19 protein-coding genes are annotated in these 23431 nt (G+C 68.2%); 13 read left to right on the top strand and 6 right to left on the bottom strand.

Annotated elements, in window-relative coordinates:
* Positions 1–9: 9 nt before the first annotated feature.
* Positions 10–2334, bottom strand: a complete 2325-nt coding sequence (locus tag DELCS14_RS22495) for a DUF6351 family protein (RefSeq protein WP_013803695.1) — start codon at positions 2332–2334, stop codon at positions 10–12.
* A gap of 276 nt (positions 2335–2610) precedes the next feature.
* Here DELCS14_RS22495 and DELCS14_RS22490 point away from each other — a divergent pair, with 276 nt between their 5' ends.
* The 8 genes from DELCS14_RS22490 (at position 2611) to DELCS14_RS22455 (ending at position 12159) form a co-directional block, all read left to right on the top strand.
* On the top strand, positions 2611–3543 hold the full coding sequence (locus DELCS14_RS22490) for a LysR family transcriptional regulator (RefSeq protein ID WP_012204057.1): 933 nt from the start codon (positions 2611–2613) through the stop codon (positions 3541–3543).
* Between the two features lie 120 nt (positions 3544–3663).
* Positions 3664–5253, top strand: coding sequence for an ABC transporter ATP-binding protein (locus tag DELCS14_RS22485; protein WP_013803694.1), 1590 nt, complete (start codon positions 3664–3666; stop codon positions 5251–5253).
* Positions 5240–6346 (top strand): ABC transporter permease, encoded by a 1107-nt coding sequence (locus DELCS14_RS22480; protein ID WP_013803693.1) that lies wholly within the window; start codon positions 5240–5242, stop codon positions 6344–6346. The genes DELCS14_RS22485 and DELCS14_RS22480 overlap by 14 nt, the downstream gene beginning before the upstream one ends.
* Positions 6346–7266, top strand: a complete 921-nt coding sequence (locus tag DELCS14_RS22475) for an ABC transporter permease (protein ID WP_013803692.1) — start codon at positions 6346–6348, stop codon at positions 7264–7266. The genes DELCS14_RS22480 and DELCS14_RS22475 overlap by 1 nt, the downstream gene beginning before the upstream one ends.
* Positions 7267–7314: 48 nt before the next feature.
* Positions 7315–8487, top strand: a complete 1173-nt coding sequence (locus DELCS14_RS22470) for a BMP family ABC transporter substrate-binding protein (RefSeq protein WP_013803691.1) — start codon at positions 7315–7317, stop codon at positions 8485–8487.
* Positions 8488–8737: 250 nt separating this feature from the next.
* A complete protein-coding gene (locus DELCS14_RS22465; RefSeq protein WP_012204065.1) occupies positions 8738–9895 on the top strand; it encodes a BMP family ABC transporter substrate-binding protein in 1158 nt (385 codons plus the stop codon).
* A gap of 198 nt (positions 9896–10093) precedes the next feature.
* The gene (locus DELCS14_RS22460; protein WP_013803690.1) at positions 10094–11110 is read left to right on the top strand and encodes an aromatic ring-hydroxylating dioxygenase subunit alpha; all 1017 of its coding nucleotides are present in this window, start codon (positions 10094–10096) and stop codon (positions 11108–11110) included.
* Entirely contained in the window at positions 11110–12159 is a 1050-nt protein-coding gene (locus DELCS14_RS22455) for an adenosine deaminase (RefSeq protein ID WP_013803689.1), read from the top strand. The genes DELCS14_RS22460 and DELCS14_RS22455 overlap by 1 nt, the downstream gene beginning before the upstream one ends.
* Positions 12160–12165: 6 nt before the next feature.
* Here the strand turns inward: DELCS14_RS22455 and DELCS14_RS22450 are convergent, their stop codons facing one another.
* Positions 12166–12606 (bottom strand): HIT family protein, encoded by a 441-nt coding sequence (locus tag DELCS14_RS22450; protein WP_012204068.1) that lies wholly within the window; start codon positions 12604–12606, stop codon positions 12166–12168.
* Between the two features lie 461 nt (positions 12607–13067).
* On the opposite strand from DELCS14_RS22450, the gene DELCS14_RS22445 reads away from it, so the two are divergent.
* The 3 genes from DELCS14_RS22445 to dcd all read left to right on the top strand — a co-directional run bounded on the left by DELCS14_RS22445 (position 13068) and on the right by dcd (position 16220).
* The gene (locus DELCS14_RS22445) at positions 13068–14174 is read left to right on the top strand and encodes a BMP family ABC transporter substrate-binding protein (protein WP_013803688.1); all 1107 of its coding nucleotides are present in this window, start codon (positions 13068–13070) and stop codon (positions 14172–14174) included.
* A 112-nt stretch (positions 14175–14286) separates the two neighbouring features.
* On the top strand, positions 14287–15579 hold the full coding sequence (gene guaD, locus DELCS14_RS22440) for a guanine deaminase (protein ID WP_013803687.1): 1293 nt from the start codon (positions 14287–14289) through the stop codon (positions 15577–15579).
* Positions 15580–15647: 68 nt separating this feature from the next.
* Entirely contained in the window at positions 15648–16220 is a 573-nt protein-coding gene (gene dcd, locus DELCS14_RS22435) for a dCTP deaminase (protein WP_013803686.1), read from the top strand.
* Positions 16221–16331: 111 nt separating this feature from the next.
* Here the strand turns inward: dcd and nadB are convergent, their stop codons facing one another.
* From nadB to DELCS14_RS22415, 4 genes are all read right to left on the bottom strand, one after another.
* Positions 16332–17834, bottom strand: a complete 1503-nt coding sequence (gene nadB / locus DELCS14_RS22430; RefSeq protein ID WP_013803685.1) for an L-aspartate oxidase — start codon at positions 17832–17834, stop codon at positions 16332–16334.
* 10 nt (positions 17835–17844) lie between these two features.
* Positions 17845–18978: a quinolinate synthase NadA gene (nadA, locus tag DELCS14_RS22425; RefSeq protein WP_013803684.1), complete on the bottom strand. Its 1134-nt coding sequence runs from the start codon at positions 18976–18978 to the stop codon at positions 17845–17847.
* A 143-nt stretch (positions 18979–19121) separates the two neighbouring features.
* A complete protein-coding gene (locus DELCS14_RS22420) occupies positions 19122–20873 on the bottom strand; it encodes a sensor domain-containing diguanylate cyclase (RefSeq protein WP_013803683.1) in 1752 nt (583 codons plus the stop codon).
* A gap of 15 nt (positions 20874–20888) precedes the next feature.
* Complete coding sequence (locus DELCS14_RS22415; protein WP_043796432.1) at positions 20889–21836, bottom strand: delta(1)-pyrroline-2-carboxylate reductase family protein; 948 nt, start codon at positions 21834–21836, stop codon at positions 20889–20891.
* Positions 21837–21937: 101 nt separating this feature from the next.
* On the opposite strand from DELCS14_RS22415, the gene DELCS14_RS22410 reads away from it, so the two are divergent.
* Together DELCS14_RS22410 and DELCS14_RS22405 are read left to right on the top strand one after the other, a co-directional pair.
* A complete protein-coding gene (locus DELCS14_RS22410) occupies positions 21938–22294 on the top strand; it encodes a hypothetical protein (RefSeq protein ID WP_224986416.1) in 357 nt (118 codons plus the stop codon).
* Positions 22295–22402: 108 nt separating this feature from the next.
* On the top strand, positions 22403–23281 hold the full coding sequence (locus DELCS14_RS22405) for a neutral zinc metallopeptidase (RefSeq protein ID WP_012204077.1): 879 nt from the start codon (positions 22403–22405) through the stop codon (positions 23279–23281).
* The last annotated feature ends 150 nt before the right edge of the window (positions 23282–23431 follow it).

Here is a 23431-nt window from a genome sequence, read left to right as displayed (position 1 = left end):
GGGTGCAACTCAATCGTTGCGCGAGACCGGCGCAGGCCCGGCCTTGGTGCCCGCCGGGCCGGCACTGAAATCGGTCAGGAAGGCCGCCTCCTGGCTCTGGCCCCTTCCGGCCTGGCTCCAGTCGCACACTCCCGCCGCAAACACTGCGGCAAGGCGCTTTTGCTGGGCCGGGCTGAAGGTGATGCCGGCGTACTCCGGGCTGGTGAACGAAAGGGGCTTGAGCTGGCACTGGTAGATGTCCTCCGCGAGCGGACCTCCGGCCACCTGGCGTGGCGACAGGGTCGGCTTGAGGGGACAGGCTGGGTCGTCCAGGGCCAGGACTTTGTCCAGATCCGAAGGGGCGGCTCCCGTTGCGGCGATGCATCCATCCCTGACATCCGAAGGCCTGTTGCGCACCACTTTCTGTGCCAGCGCAGCGCCGGTGGTGTCGCGCTCCACGGCGGTCAGCCAGCGGTCCATCATGACAAAGGCCTCGCGTCGCATGGCCGGGGCGATCAGCAGCGGGACCATACCCTTGCTGGCGCGGATCACATGGTTGTCATGGTGGCCGTTGGCGGCATCCAGCCGTGCGCGTTGCTGCAGGCTGCGCCAGGTCATGTGGATGTCGCTGCCGCCCTCGGGCCGCAGGTCAATGATGGCCACCTGGGACAGGTTCCTGCCGTTGCTGGTGAGGCCACTGCTGTAGAGCCTGGGCAGCAGGCTGGCCACTGCGCGCTCGCGGGCTGCCGGCCGGGACGCAGTGCCGCCGGTCCAGTCCATGTCGTTGGTGTAGCTGCCGATGCCTTCGTTGAGCTGCACGAAAGCCTCCGCGTCGATGGCGCCCGACTGCAGTGCCTTGAGTCCGTACTGCAGGCCCGTGTTGTCATACGGCAGCTGCGGCTTGGTGTGGCCGTCGGTGTCCTTGAACGTCCCGAACACCGGGACCAGCATGTCGTGGATCGAGCAGCGCACGCCCTGGCCGCGTGTGCGCGGGTCGTAGACGATGGAGGCGGGAAAGCCCACGCCGCAGTTGTCGGGCAGCCGGGGGTTCTGGGGGGCGATGAAGCTCCCTACCCATTTGTCGCAGTAGCTGGCCGGATGGCCATTGATGGCGGCCTTCGCGGTGTCGCTCAGTGCCTGTCCTGCGGCGGTCCTGTAGTAGCTGGACAGCAGGCCGCAGTCGCGTGTTTCCATCCAGGTGGATACCGCATCGGGATAGCTCAGCCCCGTCTGTATGCCCTGCAGCAGACCCGGCATGGCGGAGGCGATCACTGTCTGCATCATGGAGCCACCCGAGTCGCCGTCGCCCATGGTGTAGCGCACTTCGCCGTAGTTCTCGATCAGATGCTCCTTGATGCGCATCATGTTCTCGGCGGCCAGCAACTCGTTGTTGTTGTGCAGGTGGTTGGTCAGCATGGCTTTCACGACCATGTGGCCTGCCGCGAGCGCGTTGGGGTCGAAAGGCAGGCTGCCGCTGAACTGGTCGAGGAGGTTGACCGCCGACTCCTGGAAGCGATTGCCGGAAGCGGCTGCGCCGAATCGCCACAGCACCTTGCCGTTCCATCCCTTTTGCGGCTCCCAGGGCGTCCAGGCCTGCGCGGGGTCATGGTAGGCCAGGATCTGGAAGGTGCCGCGGCCCATGACGCCAGTTTCCATGCGCAGCAGGTGCTTGACCGTATCTCCGCGGTCGTTGGTGAAGTCGGCGATCTCGCTGTCGGCCGGGCGCTGCGATGGGTCGTAGGCCACATGGCAGGGCGTGGCGCCTGCCGGACCCATCGTGCAGGCGCTGCCTTGCCTGGCCTTGGGCATGTAGTAGTAGGTGTACTGGGTCCTGGTATTGCACTGGACATCCACCGGATCGGTATCCAGACCGCTGACGCGCGTGGTGACGGTCGCCGAAAGTGCCGTGCCCGGCACGGAAACGGTGGCTTGCGTGCCATTGCGCGTGGCGCAGATCCACGGCGCGGTCTGCGGCCCGGCGAAGATGGGATCGCCCCGGCCATGGTTGGTGATGTCCAGCCGTGCCCTCGCGCTGCCGGCCGCCGTGGCGGTGAGGGTGTTGGCGCCCCCCTTCAATCCCTCGACCCGGCCCAGAATCCGGCCATTGGCGCGCAGGGCGAACCGGGCGGTGACATCCGTGCCATTGAGCGCCACCTTCAGCGCACCGGGCGGGCTGCCCTTGGGCAGCACAATTTCAATATAGGCATTGCCGTCGCTGATCATGTCGGCCCGGTTTGACAGGCTGCGTATCTCGATGACACCCAGGCCTGAGTCACCGCTGCCGCCGCAGGCGGTCAGCACACTGGCGAGCGTGGCTGCGGCCACCATGCCCGAAAAAGGGGTTGGCTGTTTCATCGTCTTGTCTCCTGCAATCCACTTCCTTTTGAAGCGATTTCATTGAATCACGCTAACAGTCTGCAAGTCTGTATAGGTTTGGACAATGGTTTGCCGGCGACTGGCTCGCATATTGCATGTGCTGCGTGCACAAGTGTTTAACCGCCCCTGCCCAGGGCATTCTTGGTGCTTGTATCTAGCTGGCGGGGGTCATGGCTGGGTTACGCTGCGGGCTCCCCATGACCTGCGGCGCGTCCCCGGCGCGACCGCTCTTTTTTTCGCTGATTGCTTCGCTACATGCGCGACCAGGCCCTGTTCGACAAGATTGATCTGCACCTGATACGGGTGCTGCACACGGTGCTGACCGAGCGCAGCGTCTCGCGTGCCGCATTGCGCCTGGGGATGCACCAGCCGGCGGTGTCCGCTGCGCTCAAGCGCCTGCGCGACCTGGCCGGCGATTCGCTGCTGGTGCGCTCGGGCGCGCACATGCAGCCCACCGAGGCCGGGCTGCGCATGGTGCAGCCGGCCGCCGACATCCTGCGCGCGGCCGAGGGCCTGTTCAGCGATGCACGGCATTTCGATCCCCGCACCTCCACGCGCACCTTCCGCATCGCTGCCAGCGACTACCTGGACCCGCTGTTCCTGCCGCGCCTGGTGGCCCATCTCAAGACCGAGGCGCCCGGCTGCCCCGTGGACATCCTGGCCCTCAACGGCGACGCGCACTACGAGGTGCAGCTGGCCCAGGGCGATGTGGACGTGGTGATCGGCAACTGGCCCGAGCCGCCGCAGGGCCTGCACATGGCCAGCCTGTTCGAGGACGAGGTGGTCTGCCTGGTCAGCCCCCAGCACCCGGCCGTGCGCCGCGGCTGGGACGTGGCCCAGTGGCTGGAGGCCGAGCACATCGCGCCCACGCCCACCTACCCGGGCGCGCGCGGCGTGATCGACGACCAGCTGTCCCGCATGGGCCTGCAGCGCCAGGTGGCGGCGCGCTGCGCGCATTTCAGCCTGATCCCCGACATCGTGGCCACCAGCTTGCTGGTGCTGACCACGGGGCGGCTGTTCTGCGAGCGCTTCAGCCAGCGCCTGCCCCTGGTGATCCTGCCCTGCCCGGTGGAGTTCGCGCCGCTGGTGTACTACCAGCTGTGGCACGCCCGCACGCACATGGGCGCCTCCACGCGCTGGCTGCGCGACGCCGTGCGGCATGTGGCCCTGATGTCCCGTGCCCGCTAGGCGATGGCGGCAGGAACCGCCTTTTTGGTGGACAAAGTGGTGGTCGATATGAGGGCCGCCAAGGCGGTTTCAAGGACTTGTGTTCCAGTTTGTTGCAGAAATTGAAAGACAATCCCAGCCATGAATCCCCCCGATACAGTCCCCCTGCCAGCCGCCGCACCGCCCCGGCTGCAGCTGACAGGCATCACCAAGCGCTATCCGGCGGTGGTGGCCAACAACGGTATTTCGCTGACCGTGGGCGCCGGCGAAGTGCATGCCATCCTGGGTGAGAACGGTGCCGGCAAGTCCACGCTGATGAAGATCATCTACGGCGCCGTCAAGCCCGACGAAGGCCGCATCGAGGTCGATGGCAAGCCGGTCCACATCCGCAACCCGCAGGAGGCGCGCCAGCTGGGCATCGCCATGGTGTTCCAGCATTTCAGCCTGTTCGACACGCTGTCCGTGGCCGAGAACGTCTGGCTGGGCCTGGACAAGAGCCTGCCGCTGGCCGAGGTGGTGAAGCGCATCGAGTCCACGGCGCATGACTACGGGCTGGAGGTCGATCCCCACCGCCCCGTGCACACGCTGAGCGTGGGCGAGATGCAGCGCGTGGAAATCATCCGCGCCCTGCTCACGCACCCGCGCGTGCTCATTCTTGACGAGCCCACCTCGGTGCTCACGCCGCAGGCAGTGGAAAAGCTCTTCGTCGTGCTGCGCCGCCTGGCGTCCGAGGGCTGCTCCATCCTCTACATCAGCCACAAGCTGCACGAGATCCGTTCGCTGTGCACGGCCTGTACCGTGCTGCGCGGCGGGCAGGTGACCGGCGTGTGCAACCCGGCCGTGGAGAGCAATGCCTCGCTGTCGCAGCTGATGATCGGCTCGGAGCCGCCCGAGCTCACGCACCGCGAATCCCAGGTCGGCGCCAGCGTGCTGCGCGTGCAGGGCCTGGCGCTGCCGCGCTCGGAGCCCTTCGGCGTGGACCTGCATGGCATCCAGCTCGATGTGCGCGCGGGCGAAGTCGTGGGCATCGCCGGTGTCTCGGGCAATGGCCAGAAGGAATTGCTGTATGCGCTATCCGGCGAGGACACGCGCGCAGCGCCCGAAATGGTGCAGATTGCCGGCCGGGAGGCGGGGCGCCTGGGCCCCGGCCGGCGCCGTGCGCTGGGCCTGCACTTCGTGCCGGAGGAGCGTCTTGGCCGCGGCGCCGTGCCCAGCATGGGCCTGGCGCACAACCTGCTGCTGACGCGCAAGACCGCGCTGGGCGCGGGCGGCTGGATCCGCATGGGCCAGTTGCAGGAGCAGGCGCGCGCCATCATCGCGCGCTTCAACGTCAAGGCCGGTGGCCCCAACGCGGCGGCGCAGTCGCTGTCGGGCGGCAACCTGCAGAAATTCATCGTGGGCCGCGAGATCGATGCCAGGCCCAAGCTGCTCATCATCTCCCAGCCTACCTGGGGGGTGGACGTGGGGGCGGCCGCGCAGATCCGCGGCGCCATCCTGCAATTGCGTGACGAAGGCTGCGCCGTGCTGGTGCTCAGCGAGGAGTTGGACGAATTGTTCGAAATATGTGACCGCCTGCATGTGGTGGCCAAGGGCCGGCTGTCGCCCTCGGTGGCGCGGGCCGATGCCACCGTGCAGCAGATCGGCGAGTGGATGAGCGGCCTGTGGGACGGTGCTGCCGCCCCGAACGCCGCCCAGAATGCCGCCAGGGGAGGCGCCCATGTTCAAGCTTGAGCAACGCCCCCAGGCCTCGAAGCTGTGGACCTACGGTTCGCCCGTGCTGGCGCTGGCCATCACCGTGCTGATCGGCGTGTGCCTGTTCGTGATGCTGGGCAAGGACCCGGTGCGCGGCCTGCAGGCCTTCTTCTGGGACCCCGTCAAGTCCCCCTATGCGCTGGGCGAGCTGGCCGTCAAGGCCACGCCGCTGCTGCTGATCGCGCTGGGGCTGGCCGTGTGCTTTCGCTCCAATGTCTGGAACATCGGTGCCGAAGGCCAGTTCGTGATCGGCGCCGTGGCCGCAGGCGGCGTGGCGCTGCTGGCGGACAAGACCACGGGGCCGTGGATCGTGCCCGCTATCCTGGTGGCCGGCATGCTCGGCGGCATGGTCTGGGCCGGCATCGTGGCCTTGCTGCGCGACCGCTTCAATGCAAATGAAATCCTGGTCAGCCTGATGCTGGTCTACGTGGCCACCCTGGTGCTGGGCTTTCTGGTCTACGGGCCGTGGAAGGACCCCATGGGCTACAACTTCCCGCAGACCAAGACCTTCGAGCGCGTCACGCAGATCCCCAAGCTCATGCAGGGCATGCGCACCAATATCGGCCTGCTGCTGGCGCTGGCTGCGGCGGCCATGCTGTGGGTCTTCCTGTTCCGCACCCGCGCCGGCTTTGCGCTGCAGGTCGGTGGCCTGGCCCCGGCTGCTGCGCGCTACGCGGGCTTTTCCTCGCGCCGCGCGCTGTGGACGGCGCTGCTGATCTCGGGCGCCGCCGCCGGCCTGGCCGGTGCGCTGGAAGTGGCCGGCCCGCTGGGCCAGCTCACGCCCTATGTCCCGGCCGGCTACGGCTTTGCCGCCATCATCGTGGCCTTCGTCGGCCGCCTGCATCCCGTGGGCATGATCTTTTCCGCGATTCTCATGAGCATGTTCTATATCGGGGGCGAACTCGCCCAGTCGCGCCTGGGCCTGCCCAAGGCGCTGACCGGCGTGTTCCAGGGCCTGCTGCTGTTCACGCTGCTGGCCTGCGACACGCTGGTGGCCTACCGCGTGCGCTGGGTGTCCCGCACGCCCGTGGTCCCGCCCGCAGCGGCGCCTGCCGTCAAGGAGGCCCGCTGATGGAATCCTATGCACTGCTGCTGGGCTCCACGCTCAGCGCCGGCACCGTGCTGGCGCTGGCCGCGCTGGGCCTGCTGATCAATGAAAAGGCCGGCATCGTCAACCTGGGTGCCGAGGGCATGATGCTGTGCGCCGCCATCGCGGGCTTTGCCGCCGTGGTCCACACGGGCAGCACCACCGTGGGCTTTCTGGCCGGCATGGGCGCGGGCGCGCTGCTGGCCGCCATCTTCGGCGTGCTGGTGATCTGGCTGAACACCAACCAGTACGCGACGGGGCTGGCCCTGTCGCTGTTCGGCACGGGCTTCTCGGCCTTCCTGGGCCTGGGCTATGTGCAGGCGCGCCTGCCCGAGCTGCCCAAGTTCGCCGTGCCCTGGCTGTCCGACCTGCCCGTGGTCGGCACGGCGCTGTTCCGCCTGCACCCGCTGGTCTATGGGGCGGTGGTCATTGCGGCGGCCCTGGTCTGGTTCCTCTACCGCACGCGGGCCGGCCTGGTGCTGCGCGCCGTGGGTGAGTCGCCCCAGTCGGCCCATGCGCTGGGCTACCCGGTGCGCCGCATCCGCCTGGCGGCCGTGGTGTTCGGCGGCGCCATGTGCGGGCTGGCCGGCGCCTACATCTCCACCGTCTATACGCCGCTGTGGGTGGAGGGCATGGTGTCGGGCCGGGGCTGGATCGCGCTGGCGCTGACCACCTTTGCCACCTGGCGCCCTGCGCGCGTGCTGCTGGGCGCCTACCTGTTCGGCGGCGTGACCATGCTGCAGTTCCACCTGCAGGCCACGGGCGTGCAGGTGGCCAGCCAGCTGCTGTCCATGCTGCCCTACCTGGCGACCATCGTCGTGCTGGTGCTGATCTCGCGCAATCCGGCCTGGATCCGTGCCAACATGCCGGCCTCGCTGGGCAAGCCCTTCTACCCGGGCTCCTGACGCTTTCATTTTTTCTCTCTCCCTCCAGAACCACAAAAGGACAAACGCATGCCCGCTTTGCGCGAACGCACCCTGAAACCTGGCCTGAAAAGCACGCTTGTGAAGATGATCGGCCTGTCGGCCATCTCGGTGGCGGCCCTGACCGCCTGCGGCAAGAAGGAAGAGGCCGCAGCGCCTGCTCCCGATGCCGCGCCTGCCGCCCAGGCGCCGGCCGAGAAGCTCAAGATCGGCTTCATGTACGTCAGCCCCATCGGCGACGGTGGCTGGACCTTCCAGCACGAGCTGGGCCGCAAGGCCATCCAGGAGAAGTTCGGCGACAAGGTGGAAACCTCCTTCGTCGAAAGCGTGCCCGAGAGCGCGGACGCCGAGCGCGTGATGCGCGACATGGCCGGCCAGGGCAACAAACTGATCTTCGCGACCAGCTTCGGCTACCAGGAGTTCGTGCAGAAGGTCGCGGCCGACCTCAAGGATGTGAAGTTCGAGCACGCCACCGGCTACAAGAACGCCGACAACGTGGCCACCTACGACACCAAGACTTTCGAGGGCGCGTACCTTGCCGGCATCGTGGCCGGCGGCATGACCAAGACCAAGACCATCGGCGTCGTGGCCTCGGTGCCGATCCCTGAAGTGGTGCGCAACATCAACAGCTTCGTGCTGGGTGCGCAAAGCGTCGATCCCTCGATCAAGGCCAAGGTGGTCTGGGTGAACGAATGGTTCGCCCCGCCCAAGGAGTCCGAGGCCGCTACCTCGCTGATCAACGGCGGCGTGGACGTGCTCTACCAGAACACCAACTCCCCGGCCGTGCTCAAGACGGCCGAGGAACGCGGTGCGCGCGCCTTCGGCAAGGACGGCGACATGAGCGCCTTCGCGCCCAAGGCCCACCTGGGCTCGGCCGTGATCGACTGGACGCCCTACTACAGCAAGGTCACCCAGGACACGCTGGACGGCAAGTGGCAGGGCGGCTCGTTCTGGTGGGGCGTGAAGGAAGGTGCCATCGACCTCGTGAAGATCGCCGACGACGTGCCCCAGGACATCAAGGACAAGGTCGCCAAGGCACGCGACGGCTTGAAGGACGGCAGCTTCGCCGTCTGGACCGGCCCCATCAAGGACAACACCGGCAAGGAAGTGCTGACGGCAGGCCAGGTCGGCGATCTGGGCTTCATGACCAGCATCAACTTCTTCGTCAACGGCGTCGAAGGCAAGGTGCCGGGCGCCAAGTGATCCGGCGGCAGTCCATGCACCAAGGGCCCTTCGGGGCCCTTTTTTCTGCCGCGATCCGCCAGACGGGTCCGCCCTATGCACCACGATTGTGCAAAGCCCCCAAAATGTGGTTTTCCCGCATGCCTGGTGGCTCTGGCGCAGCCGGCTGGCGCCATTCTTGCTTTATTCTCGGGACCCATCGCGGCGGGTCTGCGCCCCTGCGGACACCGCCTTCTTCCTGCCTGCCGCAGGACCACTTGAGGAAACTTCGATGACTGATCTTCACAAACGCTCCCTGATCAAGGTGGCAGCGCTGTCGGCCGTGGCCGCCGCCGCGCTGGCCGGCTGTGGCAAGAAGGAGGAGGCCGCGCCTGCGCCCGCTCCCGTTGCCGAGGCCCCTGCTGCCGCTGCAACCGAGCCTTTGAAGATCGCCTTCGCCTACGTGGGCCCCGTCGGTGACGGCGGCTACACCTTTGCCCACGACCAGGGCCGCCTGGCGCTGGAGAAGGAATTCGGCGACAAGATCAAGACCTCCTATGTGGAGAGCGTGCCCGAGGGCGCCGACGCCGAGCGCGTGCTGCGCGACATGGCCGCCAACGGCAACAAGCTGGTCTTCGGCACCACCTTCGGCTACATGGAGCCCATCCAGAAGATCGCTCCCGACTTCCCCGATGTGAAGTTCGAGCACGCCACCGGCTACAAGACCGCCGCCAACGTCAGCACCTACGACAGCCGCACCTACGAAGGCGCCTACCTGGCCGGCATCATCGCGGGCTCCATGACCAAGTCCAATGTGCTGGGCGTGGTCGGCTCCGTGCCGATTCCCGAAGTGCTGCGCAACATCAACAGCTTCACGCTGGGCGCGCAGTCCATGAACCCCAAGATCAAGACCAAGGTGGTCTGGGTCAACGAGTGGTTCGCACCCCCGAAGGAAACCGAGGCTGCGACTTCACTGATCAACGGCGGCGCCGACATCCTGTTCCAGAACACCGACTCCGCCGCCGTGCTCAAGACGGCCGAAGAAAAGGGCAAGCGCGCCTTCGGCTGGGACTCCGACATGACGGCCTACGGCCCCAAGGCCCACCTGGGCTCGGCCATCATCAACTGGACGCCCTACTACACCAAGACCGTTCGCGAGATGCTGGACGGCAAGTGGAGCAGCCAGCAGACCTGGTGGGGCGTGAAGGAAGGCGCGATCGACATCGTCTCGCTGGCCGATGACGTGCCCGCCGAAGCCAAGGCGAAGATCGAAGAGGTCAAGAAGGGCCTGAAGGACGGCACCTTCCACATCTGGAAGGGCCCGATCGCAGGCCAGGACGGCAAGGAACTGCTGGCTGCCGACGCCGTGGCCGAGGACAAGTTCCTCACGGGCATCAACTTCTACGTCAAGGGCGTGGAAGGCAAGGTGCCGGGCCAGGACAGCAAGTAAGACAGACGCCAGGCCGCCCGGCGCAGGCCGGGTTGCCTGCTGCCGCCAGGGCCGCCTTCGGGCGGCCTTGGCGTTCATGCGCAGCACAGGTGCTGAACAGGTGCCGTACCTGTGCTGCGCATCGAGTGGGTTTATGCTCGCTCCCAGCCGCGGCCTGCCCGCCGCCGCGGCACAGACAGACAGCAAGAGATTCCCCCCATGATCGAAAACTCCCTATGGCATCCCGTGGCCCAGGCCCACGAAGTTGTCGATGCGCCGCTGGGCGTGCAACTGCTGGACCAGCCCCTGGTGCTGTGGCGCGATCCGCAAGGCCTGGTCCGCGTCTTCGTGGACCGCTGCCCGCACCGTGGCGCACGCCTGTCCATGGGCCGTGTCGAGAACGGCCACCTTGAATGCCCCTACCACGGCTGGCAGTTCGCCGACAGCGGCCAGTGCGTCAAGGTGCCGGCCCTGCCCAGCTTCACGCCGCCGCCCTCGCAATGCGTGAAGGCCTTCGAGGCACAGGAAGCCTACGGCCTGGTCTGGGTGCGGCTTGCCACGGGCGAGGAGCTCTCGGCTGTTCCGGCCCTGGCGGCCCTGGCGGCCCTGGCGGCCCTTCCAGCCTTTGAAGCAGAGGCGGACGCGCACCTGCGCAAGCTCAACTGCGGCCCCTACGACGTGGCCGCCAGCGCGCCGCGCATCATCGAGAACTTCCTGGACATGTCGCACTTCGGCTTTGTCCACGAAGGCTGGCTGGGCAGCCGCGATGCCACGGCCATCGAAGCCTATGCCGTGGAGACCACGGCCACGGGCGTGCTGGCCACGGGCTGCAAGGCCGTGCAGCCGCAGTCCAACCTGCACTCCACCAGCGCGGCCGAAGTCGAATACACCTACGAAGTCACGGCGCCCTATGCCGCCGTGCTGACCAAGCTGCCCGAGTCCGGCACCACCAAGGCAGGCTGGCGCGAGTCCATCGCCCTGTTCATCTGCCCCGTCACGCCCGAGACCAGCCGCGTCTGGTTCCGGCTGGCCGTGGCAGACTTCGATTCGCCCGACGCACAGCTGCAGGAATTCCAGCACACCATCTTCTGCCAGGACCAGCCCGTGCTGGAGTCGCAGCAGCCCAAGTGCCTGCCGCTGGACCCGCGCGCCGAAATGCACTCTGCGGCCGACCGCATGTCGTCCGCCTACCGCCGCTACCTCCGGGCCAGCGGCATCACCTTCGGAGTCTGCTGATGCACACCGTACCCGCCGTGGATGCCGCGCATCTGCCCCAATTGCTCAAGGCCATGCCCAAGGCCGAGCTGCACATGCACATCGAAGGCTCGCTGGAGCCCGAGCTGATCTTCGCGCTGGCCCAGCGCAACGGCGTGAAGCTGCCCTACGCCAGCGTGGAAGACCTGCGCCGCGCCTATGCCTTCACCGATCTGCAGAGCTTTCTGGACATCTACTACGCCGGCGCCAGCGTGCTGCTGTACGAGCAGGATTTCTACGACATGGGCCGCGCCTACCTGACGCGCGCCGCGCAGGACAACGTGGTCCATGCCGAGATCTTCTTCGACCCCCAGACCCACACCCAGCGCGGCGTGGGCATGGAGACCGTGATCAACGGCCTGTACCGGGCCTGCCGCGATGCGGAGATAGAGCAGGGCATCTCGTCGGCGCTGATCCTGAGCTTTCTGCGCCACCTCAGCGAAGAGGACGCCTTCGCCACGCTGGAAGCCGCGCTGCCGCTGCGCGACCGCTTCATCGGCGTGGGGCTGGACAGCAGCGAGGTCGGCAACCCTCCCGAGAAGTTCGCCCGCGTGTTCGCCCGCTGCCGCGAGCTGGGCCTGCACCTGGTCGCGCATGCGGGCGAGGAGGGGCCTCCCGCCTATATCTGGGGCGCGCTGGACGTGCTGCATTCCGAGCGCATAGACCACGGCGTGCAGGCCGCGCGCGACGAGGCCCTGATGCAGCGCCTGGTGCGCGACGGCGTGCCGCTGACCGTGTGCCCGCTGTCCAACCTCAAGCTGTGCGTGGTGTCCGACCTGGCCAAGCACAACCTGCCCCAGCTCTTGGAGGCAGGGCTCAAGGTCACGGTCAACTCCGATGATCCGGCCTATTTCGGCGGCTACGTGAACGAGAACTACCTGCAGCTGTTCGCCGCCACGGGCATGAACTCGCAGCAGGCCTGGCAATTGGCGGTCAACAGCTTTGACGCCAGCTTCGTCACACCCCAGCAGCGCGCCCACTGGATGCGCCAGCTGGAGGCCGTGTTCGCCCGCTACGCCGCCCTGGCCTGAGTCCGTTCAGGCCAGCGCCTGCCTGAGGCGCTCGGCATAGTCCTGCAGTGCCTGCATGCCGGGCTCCTTGCGCGGCCAGCCCAGGCCCACGCCGTCGCCCTCGTGGCGCGGCAGCACATGCAGGTGGAAGTGGAAGACGGTCTGCCCGCCCGCCGCGCCATTGGCCTGGAACAGGCTGATGCCATCGGGGTCGAACGCTGCCTGCACGGCCTGCGCCACGCGCTGGGCCGTGCGCATCACGGCGCCGGCCTCGTCGGGCGTGAGGTCCAGCAGGGTCACGGCATGGCGCTTGCTGGCCACCAGCACATGGCCGGGATTGACCTGGCCGATGTCCATGAAGGCGATGGTCTGCTCGTCCTCGAACACCTTGGCGGACGGGATCTCGCCCGCCACGAGGCGGCAAAAAAGGCACTGTCCCGGGGGCGAGGTATCGACGAACATCGGCATGGTCTTGTACTCCTTGGTGGTTGCTGGGGGTTGGAATTTGCCGACGATCTTAGAGCGTGTTATGCACTTTTAAGTACCCGCGTTGGTTCTGCGCGCTGGTGATCGCAAGGCGCAGTGCGCCGCCAAGGCTGGAGCCTTGGCAAGCGCTGCAACGCCGCGAGCGCCTGCGCGCAGAGCCAACCCATGGGGAAAGCCGGGAAATGGGCCCGGCCCTTCGTTGCAGCACACTTGCGGTATGGCAACCGCGGCGCGCGCTGCGCCTCGTTCCGGGCCCATTTCCCGGCTTTCGCGGGCACTTAAAAGTGCATAACACGCTCTAGTGGACGGTATCTGCCGCCCCTTATGGAGGCCATAAGCGCAGGCCCAGGCAGCCCTCAGGGCCGCTGCCTATAATCGCGCCCCGCACCGGCCGCTGCCCACGGCAGGTGCGTTTTCATTTCCGGGCCATGTAGAGGAACACCATGTACAAAAACCTCGCAGCCGCAGTCGCGGCCGCAAGTCTTGTATCCACGGCCTTGTCCCAAGGCCATCCCGCCCCTTCATCCCCCGCAGGTTCCGCGCCCCTCAAGGCCGCCTTCGTCTATCTGACGCCCGTGCTCGACGCCGGCTGGACGCGCCAGCACGACGAGGGCCGGCGCACATTGCAGGCGGCCCTGGGTCCGCGCGTGCAGACCCGTGCGGTGGACAGCGTGCCCGAGGGCCCCGACGCCGAGCGCGTGCTGCGCGACCTGGCCGCCTCGGGCAACCAGCTGATCTTCACCACCAGCTTCGGCTACACCGAGTCCGTGATGCGCGTGGCGCGCGACTTCCCGCAGGTGAAGTTCGAGTCGGTCACGGGCTTCAAGCGCACCGACAACGTGGCCACCTCGAATGCGCGCTACTACGAGGGCCGCTATCTGTCGGGCATTGCCGCCGGCCGTGCCAGCAAGACGGGCGTGGCCGGCTTCGTGGTCGGCTTTCCGATTCCCGAGGTGCTGCAAGGCATCAACGCCTTCACGCTGGGCATGCGTTCTGTCAATCCCAAGGCCACGGTCAAGGTGGTCTGGCTGGATACCTGGTTCGACCCGCCGCGCGAGCGCGATGCGGCCATGGCGCTGTTCAACGGCGGCGTGGACGTGGTGTCCTTCCAGGTCGCATCCACCGCCGTGATGCAGGCCGCCCAGGAGCGCGGCCGCATGGCGATTGCCTACCACTCCGACATGCGCAAGGACGGGCCCGACGCCCAGTTGCTGGCCGTCACCCACCAGTGGGGCGACTACTACACGGCGCGCGCCAAAGCGGTGCTGGACGGCAGCTGGAAGAGCCAGGACACCTGGGGCGGCGTGCGGGAGGGCATGATCCGCGTGGAAGGCTTCGGCCCCAAGCTGCCGCCCGCCGTGCGCGAGGAAGTGCTGCAGCGCCAAAAGGACATGGCCCAGGGCCGCCTGCAGCCCTTCAAGGCCGGCGACCAGCCGGTGCGCGACAACCAGGGCCAGGTGCGCATTCCAGCCGGCAAGCAGCTGGACGATGCGCAGATCCTGCAGATGAACTGGCTGGTGGAAGGCGTGCAGGCCACCCTGCCCAAGTGATGCGGCCTGCGGGGCGCACGGTCCTGGCGTAAACCCTAGGATGGCGCCTGCCGATGGCGCCTATAGCGCTGCGGATATGGCATCTGCCTGTCCGCCCGCTAAGCTTGGCGGCATGCAAATCTACCGTTCCTCATTGCTGCGTTTTGCCGACGATGGCCAGGCGCTCTACGACGAAGACGGCCTGCTGGCCGTCGCCCCGGATGACAGGGGGCAGCAGCGCGTCGTCGCCGCCGGCAGCTGGCAGGCGCTGCAGGCGCAGTTCACCGGACAGCCGGGCGCCGAAGTCACCCATCTGCCGGGCCGCATCCTGGCGCCAGGCTTCATCGACCTGCACATCCACTATCCGCAGACCGATGTGATCGGCGCGCCCGCCGCCGGCCTGCTGCCCTGGCTGGAGAAATACACCTTTCCGCACGAGTCGGCCTTTTGCGAACGCGCCCATGCCGACAGCGTGGCCGAGTTCTTCCTGGATGAGCTGCAGCGCAACGGCGTGACGACGGCGCTGGCCTTTGCCACCTCGCACCCGGGTTCGGTCGATGCGCTCATGGGCGCGTCACAGGCGCGCGGCATGCGCATGATCACGGGCAAGGTGCTGCAGGACCGCCACAGCCCCGACGGCGTGCGAGACCAGACCGAGCAAAGCCTGATCGATACCGAAACCCTGATCCAGCGCTGGCATGGCGTGGACCGCCTGGGCTACGCCATCACGCCGCGCTTTGCGCCCACCAGCACGCACGAGCAGCTGCGCGGCGCGGGCGAGCTGGCCGCACGCTACGCCGATGTCTGGATCCAGTCCCACGTGGCCGAGAACCTGGACGAAGTGCGCTGGGTGGCCGAACTCTTTCCGAAGGCCCGCAGCTACCTGTCGGTCTACGACGACTTCGGCCTGATGCGCGAGCGCGCCGTCTACGCGCACTGCATCCACCTGGACGACGAGGACCGCGCCCTGATGCGTGAACGCAGCACCGCCGCTGCCGTCAGCCCCACCAGCAACCTGTTCCTGGGTAGCGGCTTCTTCGACTTTGCGCGGGCCGATGCCGCGCAGTTCCTCTACGGCCTGGCCAGCGACGTGGGCGGCGGCATGAGCTTCAGCCCTTTCCGCACCATGCAGGCCGCCTATGTGGCGGGCCGCGAGGGCCAGACCAAGCAGGGCCTGAGCCTGTCGCCCGGCAACCTGTGGTGGCAGCACACGGCGGGCGCGGCGCGCGCTCTGGGCCTGGCGGGGCAGGTGGGCAATCTGCAGCCAGGCTGCGAGGCCGACTTCGTGGTCATCAACCCGGCCTGCACGCCGCTGCTCGAGCGCAAGACCCGCCAGGCCGAGAGCCTGGACGAGCTGCTGTTCGCCATGATCATCCTGGGCGATGACCGCCTGATCGAGCGCACCGTCGTTTCTCAAGCAAAATAGCGCCTTTGCGCCAGTGCCCGGCCGGGTGCTGGCGCCTGACAAGTGCAGCTAGGGAACGAGGAATTGCCATGAGCATCAAGAGCGACAAGTGGATCCGTCGCATGGCCGAGGATCACGGCATGATCGAGCCTTTCGAGCCGGCCCAGGTTCGCAACGTCGATGGCCGCAAGATCATCAGCTACGGCACCAGCAGCTATGGCTACGACATCCGCTGCGCACCCGAATTCAAGGTGTTCACCAACATCCACAGCACCGTGGTGGACCCCAAGAACTTCGATGAGAAAAGCTTCGTCGATTTCGAGGGCGACAGCTGCATCATCCCGCCCAACAGCTTCGCGCTGGCGCGCACGGTCGAGTACTTCCGCATCCCGCGCAATGTGCTGACCATCTGCCTGGGCAAGAGCACCTACGCGCGTTGCGGCATCATCGTCAACGTCACCCCCTTCGAGCCCGAATGGGAAGGCTATGTGACGCTGGAGTTCTCCAACACCACGCCGCTGCCCGCCCGCATCTATGCCGGCGAGGGCTGCGCCCAGGTGCTGTTCTTCGAGAGCGATCCCGACGATGTCTGCGAGGTCAGCTACCGTGACCGTGGCGGCAAGTACCAGGGCCAGGTGGGCGTGACGCTTCCCAAGGCCTGACGGCTTTGGCCCGGCAGACAAGGCCCGCAGCGAAAGCTGCGGGCCTTTTTCATCGCCGGGCCGCCCCAAGATGAAAAGCAGCCTCCTCGGGGGGAGCGTGGGGGCCATTTTTCATTCCACCAGCGCCAGGGCGGCGTCGATGCGCGAATGTGCGCCGCAGCTCTCGCGCCGTGCGGCGGCGGCCGTGGCCATGAGCCAGCAGACATCGAGCTGGTTGCGCAGCGCATGGCCTGCGGCAGGTGCCAGCCTTTCACGCCATGCCGCAATGCGCTGCACGGCCTGCGCCAGGCCCTGGTCGCTGCGCTGTATGCCCACGCAGTCCTGCATGAGCTGGCGCAACTCCTGCGCGATGGCGGCCGTGTCCTGCTCCTGTGCGCCGGCCGGCAGGGTTTCGGTCGGCCGGGCCGGCGCCGGGGCGGCAACCGGCTGCTGCGCGATGGCCTGGGCGGCCGCGCGCCCCATCACCACGCATTCGAGCAGCGAATTGCTGGCCAGCCGGTTGGCGCCGTGCAGGCCGGTGCGCGCCACCTCGCCGATGGCGCGCAGGCCATCGACATCCGTGCGCCCGTCGATGCCGGCCAGCACGCCGCCGCAGGCGTAGTGGGCGCAGGGGGCGACGGGAATCGGCTGCGTGGCAATGTCGATGCCATGGCTGGCGCACAGGGCCATCACACCGGGGAAATGCGACTGCAGCCAGGCACGTGGCCGGTGGGTGATGTCCAGGTGCACGAAGGCCAGGCCATGGCGGTCCATCTCGTGCCGGATGGCCCGGGCCACGATGTCGCGCGGCGCCAGTTCGGCCCGCTCGTCATGGGCAGGCATGAAGCGCGTGCCGTCCGGCAGGCGCAGCAGGGCGCCTTCGCCGCGCAGGGCTTCCGAGACCAGGCCAGCCGCGCGTCCATCCACCTGCAGCGCCGTGGGATGGAACTGCATGAACTCCAGGTCGCCCACGCGGCAGCCTGCGCGCCAGGCCATGGCCACGCCGTCGCCCGTGGCGGTGGCCGGGTTGGTGGTGGCGGGATAGACCTGCCCCAGCCCGCCCGTGGCCAGCACGGTATGCGCGGCATGCCAGCGCTGCTGGCGGCCATCGGGCAGGCGCACCAGCGCGCCTGTGCAGTGCGCAGGCTGTCCTTCCGTCAGCAGGTCCAGCGCGCTGGTGTGTTCATGCAAATCGATGTTCGCGCGCTCCCGGCAGGCGCGCAGCAGGGCGGCGTGCACGGCCTGGCCGGTGCAGTCGGCGGCATGCACGATGCGGCGGCGGCCGTGGCCGCCCTCGCGCGTGAGGTGCAGGCCACCGCTGTCGTCACGCGTGAAAGGCACGCCGTGGGCCACCAGCCAATCGATGGCGTCGGGCGCCTGCTCGAGGATGGCGCGCACGGCCTGCGCATCGCACTGGCCTGCGCCCGCGACCAGGGTGTCTGCCACGTGTTCGTCGATGCTGTCCTGTGCATCCAGCACGGCGGCAATGCCGCCCTGGGCCCAGGCGCTGGCGCATTCCTCGGCCGCGCCCTTGCTGAGCAGGGCCACGCGCAGATGCGGCGGCAGCGACAGGGCGGCGGCCATGCCGGCCAGGCCGGCGCCGATGATGAGTACGTCCATGGAGGGCTGGGTCATGGCGTGCTCCTCAGGCGGGACCGAAATGCTGGAAGAGCGCCGCATCGCGCGCAAGGTCGCCGCTGGCGCGCACGGGCTGGCGGTGGCCGGCCGCGAAAGCCAGCATGCGTTCGATGGGGCGGCGCGCGGCCTGGGCAATGGCGGGGTCCACCTCGATGGCGCACAGGCCCTGCTCCAGGGCCAGTTCCACGCCGTGCAGGCTGTTCATCGCCATCCAGGGGCACATGGCGCAGCTCTTGCAGGTGGCGCCCTGGCCGGCCGTGGGCGCGGGCAGGAAGGTCTTGCCGGGGTAGCGCATGCGCATGTCGTGCAGGATGCCCTGGTCGGTGGCGACGATGAAGGTGTCGGTGGGCAGCCGGCCTGCCGCGTTGATGAGCTGGGTGGTGGAGCCCACCACATCGGCCTGGGCGGCCACGGCGGCCGGCGACTCGGGGTGAACGAGGATGGCAGCCTGCGGATGCTCCAGCGCCATGGCGGCCAGTTCGTCGGCCTTGAACTCGTCATGGACCAGGCAGGAGCCATGCCACAGCAGCATGTCGGCGCCGGTCTGGCGCTGGATGTGGGCGCCCAGGTGGCGGTCGGGCGCCCAGAGGATCTTCTCACCGCAGGCGTGCAGGTGGGCCACGATGTCCTGTCCCACCGACGATGTGACCACCCAGTCGGCGCGCGCCTTCACCGCCGCGCTGGTGTTGGCGTAGACCACGACCGTGCGGTCCGGGTGGGCGTCGCAAAAGGCGCTGAACTCGTCTGCCGGGCAGCCCAGGTCCAGCGAGCAGCTGGCGTCGTCGTCGGGCATGAGCACCCGCTTTTCCGGGCTGAGGATCTTGGCGGTCTCTCCCATGAAGCGCACGCCGGCCACGACCAGGGTGCTGGCCTGGTGCTGGGCGCCGAAGCGCGCCATCTCCAGCGAATCGCCCACGCAGCCGCCGGTCTCGCGCGCCAGGTCCTGCAGTTCGCCGTCCACGTAGTAATGGGCCACGAGCACGGCATCGCGCTCGTGCAGCAGGGCGCGTATGCGCTCGGCGGTCCGAAGGCGCTGGGCGCGGTCAAGTTCGGGAGGAATGCGGGCCCAGGCCTCGCCGATGCCGCACTGGCCGGCGTGGGAGAAATGGGGCTTGTCGTACTGCACGGATTTGAGCTGCATGGTGGCCGTCCGGGACTGTGGAAAGGGCTGGTGATGGCTGCGAATAATATGCTCAATTTGAGTATTAGTGTGGTGTTTTTTGCCGCACGGGTGTTGTGCGGCAGTCAGGAAATCGAGGGCGGGAAAAGCGGCGCGGGGCCGCCTCAGCGCTGCAGCTGCACGTTGTTGCGGCCTGCGCCCTTGGCCTCGTACAGCGCTTCGTCGCCACGGCGCAGCATGGCGGTGGCAGTGTCCGTGGTGCCGCGCAGCGTGGCCACGCCCACGCTGGCGGTGACGGGCTCGCCATGCGCCATGGGCGTGGAGGCCAGCAGTTCGCGCAGTTGCTCGGCAATGACCACGGCGGCATCGGCCGTGGTGTCGGGCAGCAGCGCCAGGAATTCCTCGCCCCCCATGCGGGCCAGCACGTCGGACTCGCGCAGCCGCATGCGGAAGGCGCGCGCCAGGGCGCGCAGCACGGCGTCGCCCATGTCGTGGCCGTGCTGGTCGTTGATGCGCTTGAAGTAGTCCACGTCGATGACGAGCACGCTCAAGGGGCGGCCGCTGCGGCGCGCCAGCGCCATGGCAAAGTCCAGCTGGAAGTCGAAGCCCCGGCGGTTGAGCAGGCCCGTGAGCGGGTCGCTGCGCGCCTGGTGCTCCAGTTCGGCATTGGCCTGCTGCAGCTGCAGCGTGCGCTCGCGCACCTGGCGCTCCATGGCCTCGTTGGCCGAGCGCAACTGGGCAATGCTGCCGCGCAGCGCCTGCGAAAGGCGATGCACTTCGCGGCTGCTGTGCAACTGCGGGATGTCGGAGGCCGCACCGCTGCCGTCGATGCCATTGGCGGCACGGGCCAGGCGCTTGAGATCCTGGCTCAGCCTGCGCGCCACCAGCCAGGCGATGACGGCGGCCACCAGCGCGGCTGCCAGGCCGCCGGCCAGCACCTGGTGCATGGCCTGGCGCGCGGGCGCGTAGGCGCTGTCATGCGGCTGCCGGGCCACGATGTGCCAGCCCATGGCGGTTGCCCGGTTGTGGGCCTGCAGCGGCACGGTGGCCGTCAGAAAGCTCTGCGGACTGTCCTGCCAGCGCGCTACCTGTACGGGCTGCAGCGTGGCATCGGCCGTATCGGCAGACACGGTATGGGCCACCGGCAGGCGCTGGTCCAGGGCCAGCAACGGCTCCAGGCTGTCGCCCGGCGCGTGGATGAGCCGTCCACGCCGGTCGAAGATGAACAGGCCGATCTGCCGGTCGGCGCTGTCGGCCTGCTGCAGGGTCTGCATGGTTTCGCGCACCCATTCCCAGCTGCTGTGCATGCACAGCACGCCCTGGGTGAGATCGCCCACGCGAATGGGCGCCGCGAAGTCCATGAACCGGCGCGGCGCGCCGTCGGCCGCAGGCGGCAGCAAGGCGGACATCACAGGCGAGGAGGCGCGCACATCGCCCACATGGACGCGCTGCAGACCCGGCTCGAACCAGGGCCGGTCGCTGACATCGAGGCCCACCAGCACCTGGTCGGTCGCGCTGCGCACCGTGCCCTCGGCGTCGGCCACGCCGATCCAGAGGCTGGTGGGCGTCAGCGAACGGGCGCGGTTGAGCAGTGCGCCCACGCCCGGGGCCTCCAGCCCCTGGATCCAGAGCTCCGGCGAGGCGGCCAGCACTTCCACGGTATGGGCGCGGCTGAACAGGCCATCGGACAGCTGCCGGGCGGCGTTGGAGGCCATGGCATGCAGCGAGGCGCTGACCTCGCGCTCCATGCGCCAGCGCAGCAGCTCGCCGAATGCCAGCGACATCAGCACCGTCACGCCCACCAGCAGCGAGCCGAAGACCAGGGCCAGTTGCGTGCGCAGGCCCAGGCGCTGCCAGCGACTGGGCGCGGTGCTGGAAGCCGGGGCGGGGGAATCCGGGGGGAAAAGCTCGTTCAACGCAGAAATCCGCTTTCAACTGTTCTGGAGTGCGGCCCGGCGCATGGCCAGGCGGGTGGCTGCCAGATCCCAGCCGCCCCAGCCGCAGCATTTGAACAGCACGGGCGAATCCGAGCGCGGCCATTGCTCGCGCACCACCTGCTCCAGCGTGGGCAGGGCGGCGACATCGATGCCGGCCTGCAGCAGGTCACCGGCCTCATGCAGCGCATCCCCGGTATCGACCACCACGCGGCCCGACTGCAGCAAGCCCTGGCACAGGCCGGGTGCCAGCTCCACCATCTGCGGCGTGAAGGCGCCCACGGCCGAGATGAAGGCATCGCTGCGCGGCGCCTCGCGCAGCACCACGGCCCGGGCGGGCGTGCAGGTCACGATCAGCGGGCAGTGGCGCGCCGCCGTCTCCACATCCTCCACGGCGGTGGCCTGCAGTCCCATGGCCCGGGCCTGGTCGACCAGCGCCTGGGCGCTCTGCGCGCTGCGCGATGCCACCTGAACCTCGCGCACGCCCAGGCCTGCGGCAAAGGCCTGCAAATGGGCCAGGCCCTGCACGCCGGCGCCCACGATCAGCAACGGACCCTGCGGATTCGGCGCCAGCCTTTGCGCGGCCAGCAGCGATACGGCGGCCGTGCGCCGCGCCGTGACCGTGGGGCCGTCCAGGATCAGACGGCGCTCGCCCGTGGCCACGTCGAAGACCACCACATCCCCCTGGATGGTGGCGCGCGGCGTGCCGGCGTTGCCGGGCGTGAAGCTGATCAGCTTGGTCATGGCCACCTGGCCGTCGGTGGCTGGCATGCAAAACAGGCTGCCACCGGCCGGCAGGGGCATCACGATGCGCGCCGGCACCTGCGCTGCCTGGGGCTGCAGCAGCACGGCGGCGATCTCTTCGGCCAGTTCGTTCCAGGGCAACAGCGCGGCCGTGGCCTGTGCTTCAAGGGCGGTGGAGGAGGGCATGCTGGAATGGCTCATGGCCGCGACTGTACACAGTAGGCTTGGATCGACCAATTCACGATGTGTCCAGTGCTGCGCACAGGCCCGTGAGGGCCTGCGCAGGCACTACGATGTCGCCTATGTCACAAAAGCCTTCTTATCCGCGCGAAGAGCCCCGCTGGGACGGTTCGGCGCGGCCCGAAGCTCCGCGCAAGGAATCGGCCCCGCGCTATGAGCAGCAGCGGCGCGGACCCGCGCCCGAGCCGTGGCAGCGCGAGCAGCCGCCCAGCGAGCAGGCTCCCGCGCCCCGCCGGCCCGGCGAGCCTGCACGCGAGCGGCGCAGGCGCGGCGGATGGGGGCTGGGCCTGGCGGTCGTCATCGGCCTGGGCATCGTCGCCGCGCTGCTGGCCGCCATGGTGCTGGTGGCCCGCGAGCAGGTCCTGCGCAGCCAGGCGCCACCGGCCACCGCCCCCATGGCGGTGCAGCCCGTGCGCTGATACACGCCGTATCATTGCCACAGCTGCGGTCGCTGCAGTCCCGCAGGTTCCGACGTAATATCGCCGCCCGATGCTGCAGGCTGCAGCACAGATCCAGGAGTGAACACCATGAGATGGGATGGCAACCGCGAGTCGGACAATGTGGAAGACCGCCGTGACGAGGGTGGCGGTGGCGGCGGCCCCGTCTTCGGCGGACGCAGCATAGGCATTGGCACCATCGTCATCGCCCTGGTCGGCGGCTGGGTGCTGGGCATCAACCCGCTGACCATCCTGGGTGCGCTCAGCGGCGGCTCGCCGGTGCAGGTGCAGCAGCCTCAGGGCCCGGCCCACAAGCCGCCGGCCGATGACAAGCTCGCCCGCTTTGTCTCCACCGTGCTTGCCGATACCGAAGATGTCTGGCGCGATGTGTTCCGCCAGGGCGGCGCCCAATATACCGATCCCAAGCTCGTGCTGTTCCGTGGCGCAACGCCCACGGCCTGCGGCACGGGGCAGTCGGCCATGGGGCCCTTCTACTGCCCTGCCGACCAGAAGGTCTATATCGACTTGGGCTTCTACGAAACGCTCAAGAACCAGCTGGGCGCGCCCGGCGATTTCGCCCAGGCCTATGTGATTGCCCACGAGGTGGGCCACCACGTGCAGAACCTGCTGGGCATCAGCGCCCAGGTGGACCGCGCCCGTGGCCGCGTCAGCAAGGTCGAATACAACCATCTGTCGGTCAAGCTGGAACTGCAGGCCGATTGCCTGGCCGGCGTCTGGGCGAACCGCGCGCAAAGTGCCCGCCAGATCCTGGAGCAGGGCGATGTGGAGTCGGCCATGAATGCGGCATCCAAGATTGGCGACGACGCCCTGCAGCGCGCAGGCGGCGGCGCCGTGGTGCCGGACAGCTTCACGCACGGCACCAGCGCCCAGCGCCAGCGCTGGTTCAGCACCGGCCTGCGTACCGGCAGCGTCAAGTCCTGCGACACTTTTTCGGCTGCTTCCCTCTGAGAAGTACCCCCACGCTCGCGTTGCTGCGCAAGCTTCGCCGGCCCCTGCGAGGGGCCGCTTTTTCATCTGGAGGCTGCCCGGCGATGAAAAAATGCCCGCATTGCGGGCCCTCATACCGGGTTTTTGCGGGTTGCGCTCACACAACGCCAT

Origin of the sequence: Delftia sp. Cs1-4 (assembly GCF_000214395.1) — a bacterium.
Taxonomy (GTDB): domain Bacteria; phylum Pseudomonadota; class Gammaproteobacteria; order Burkholderiales; family Burkholderiaceae_C; genus Comamonas; species Comamonas acidovorans.
This window is presented reverse-complemented; position numbering and strand designations above follow the sequence as displayed.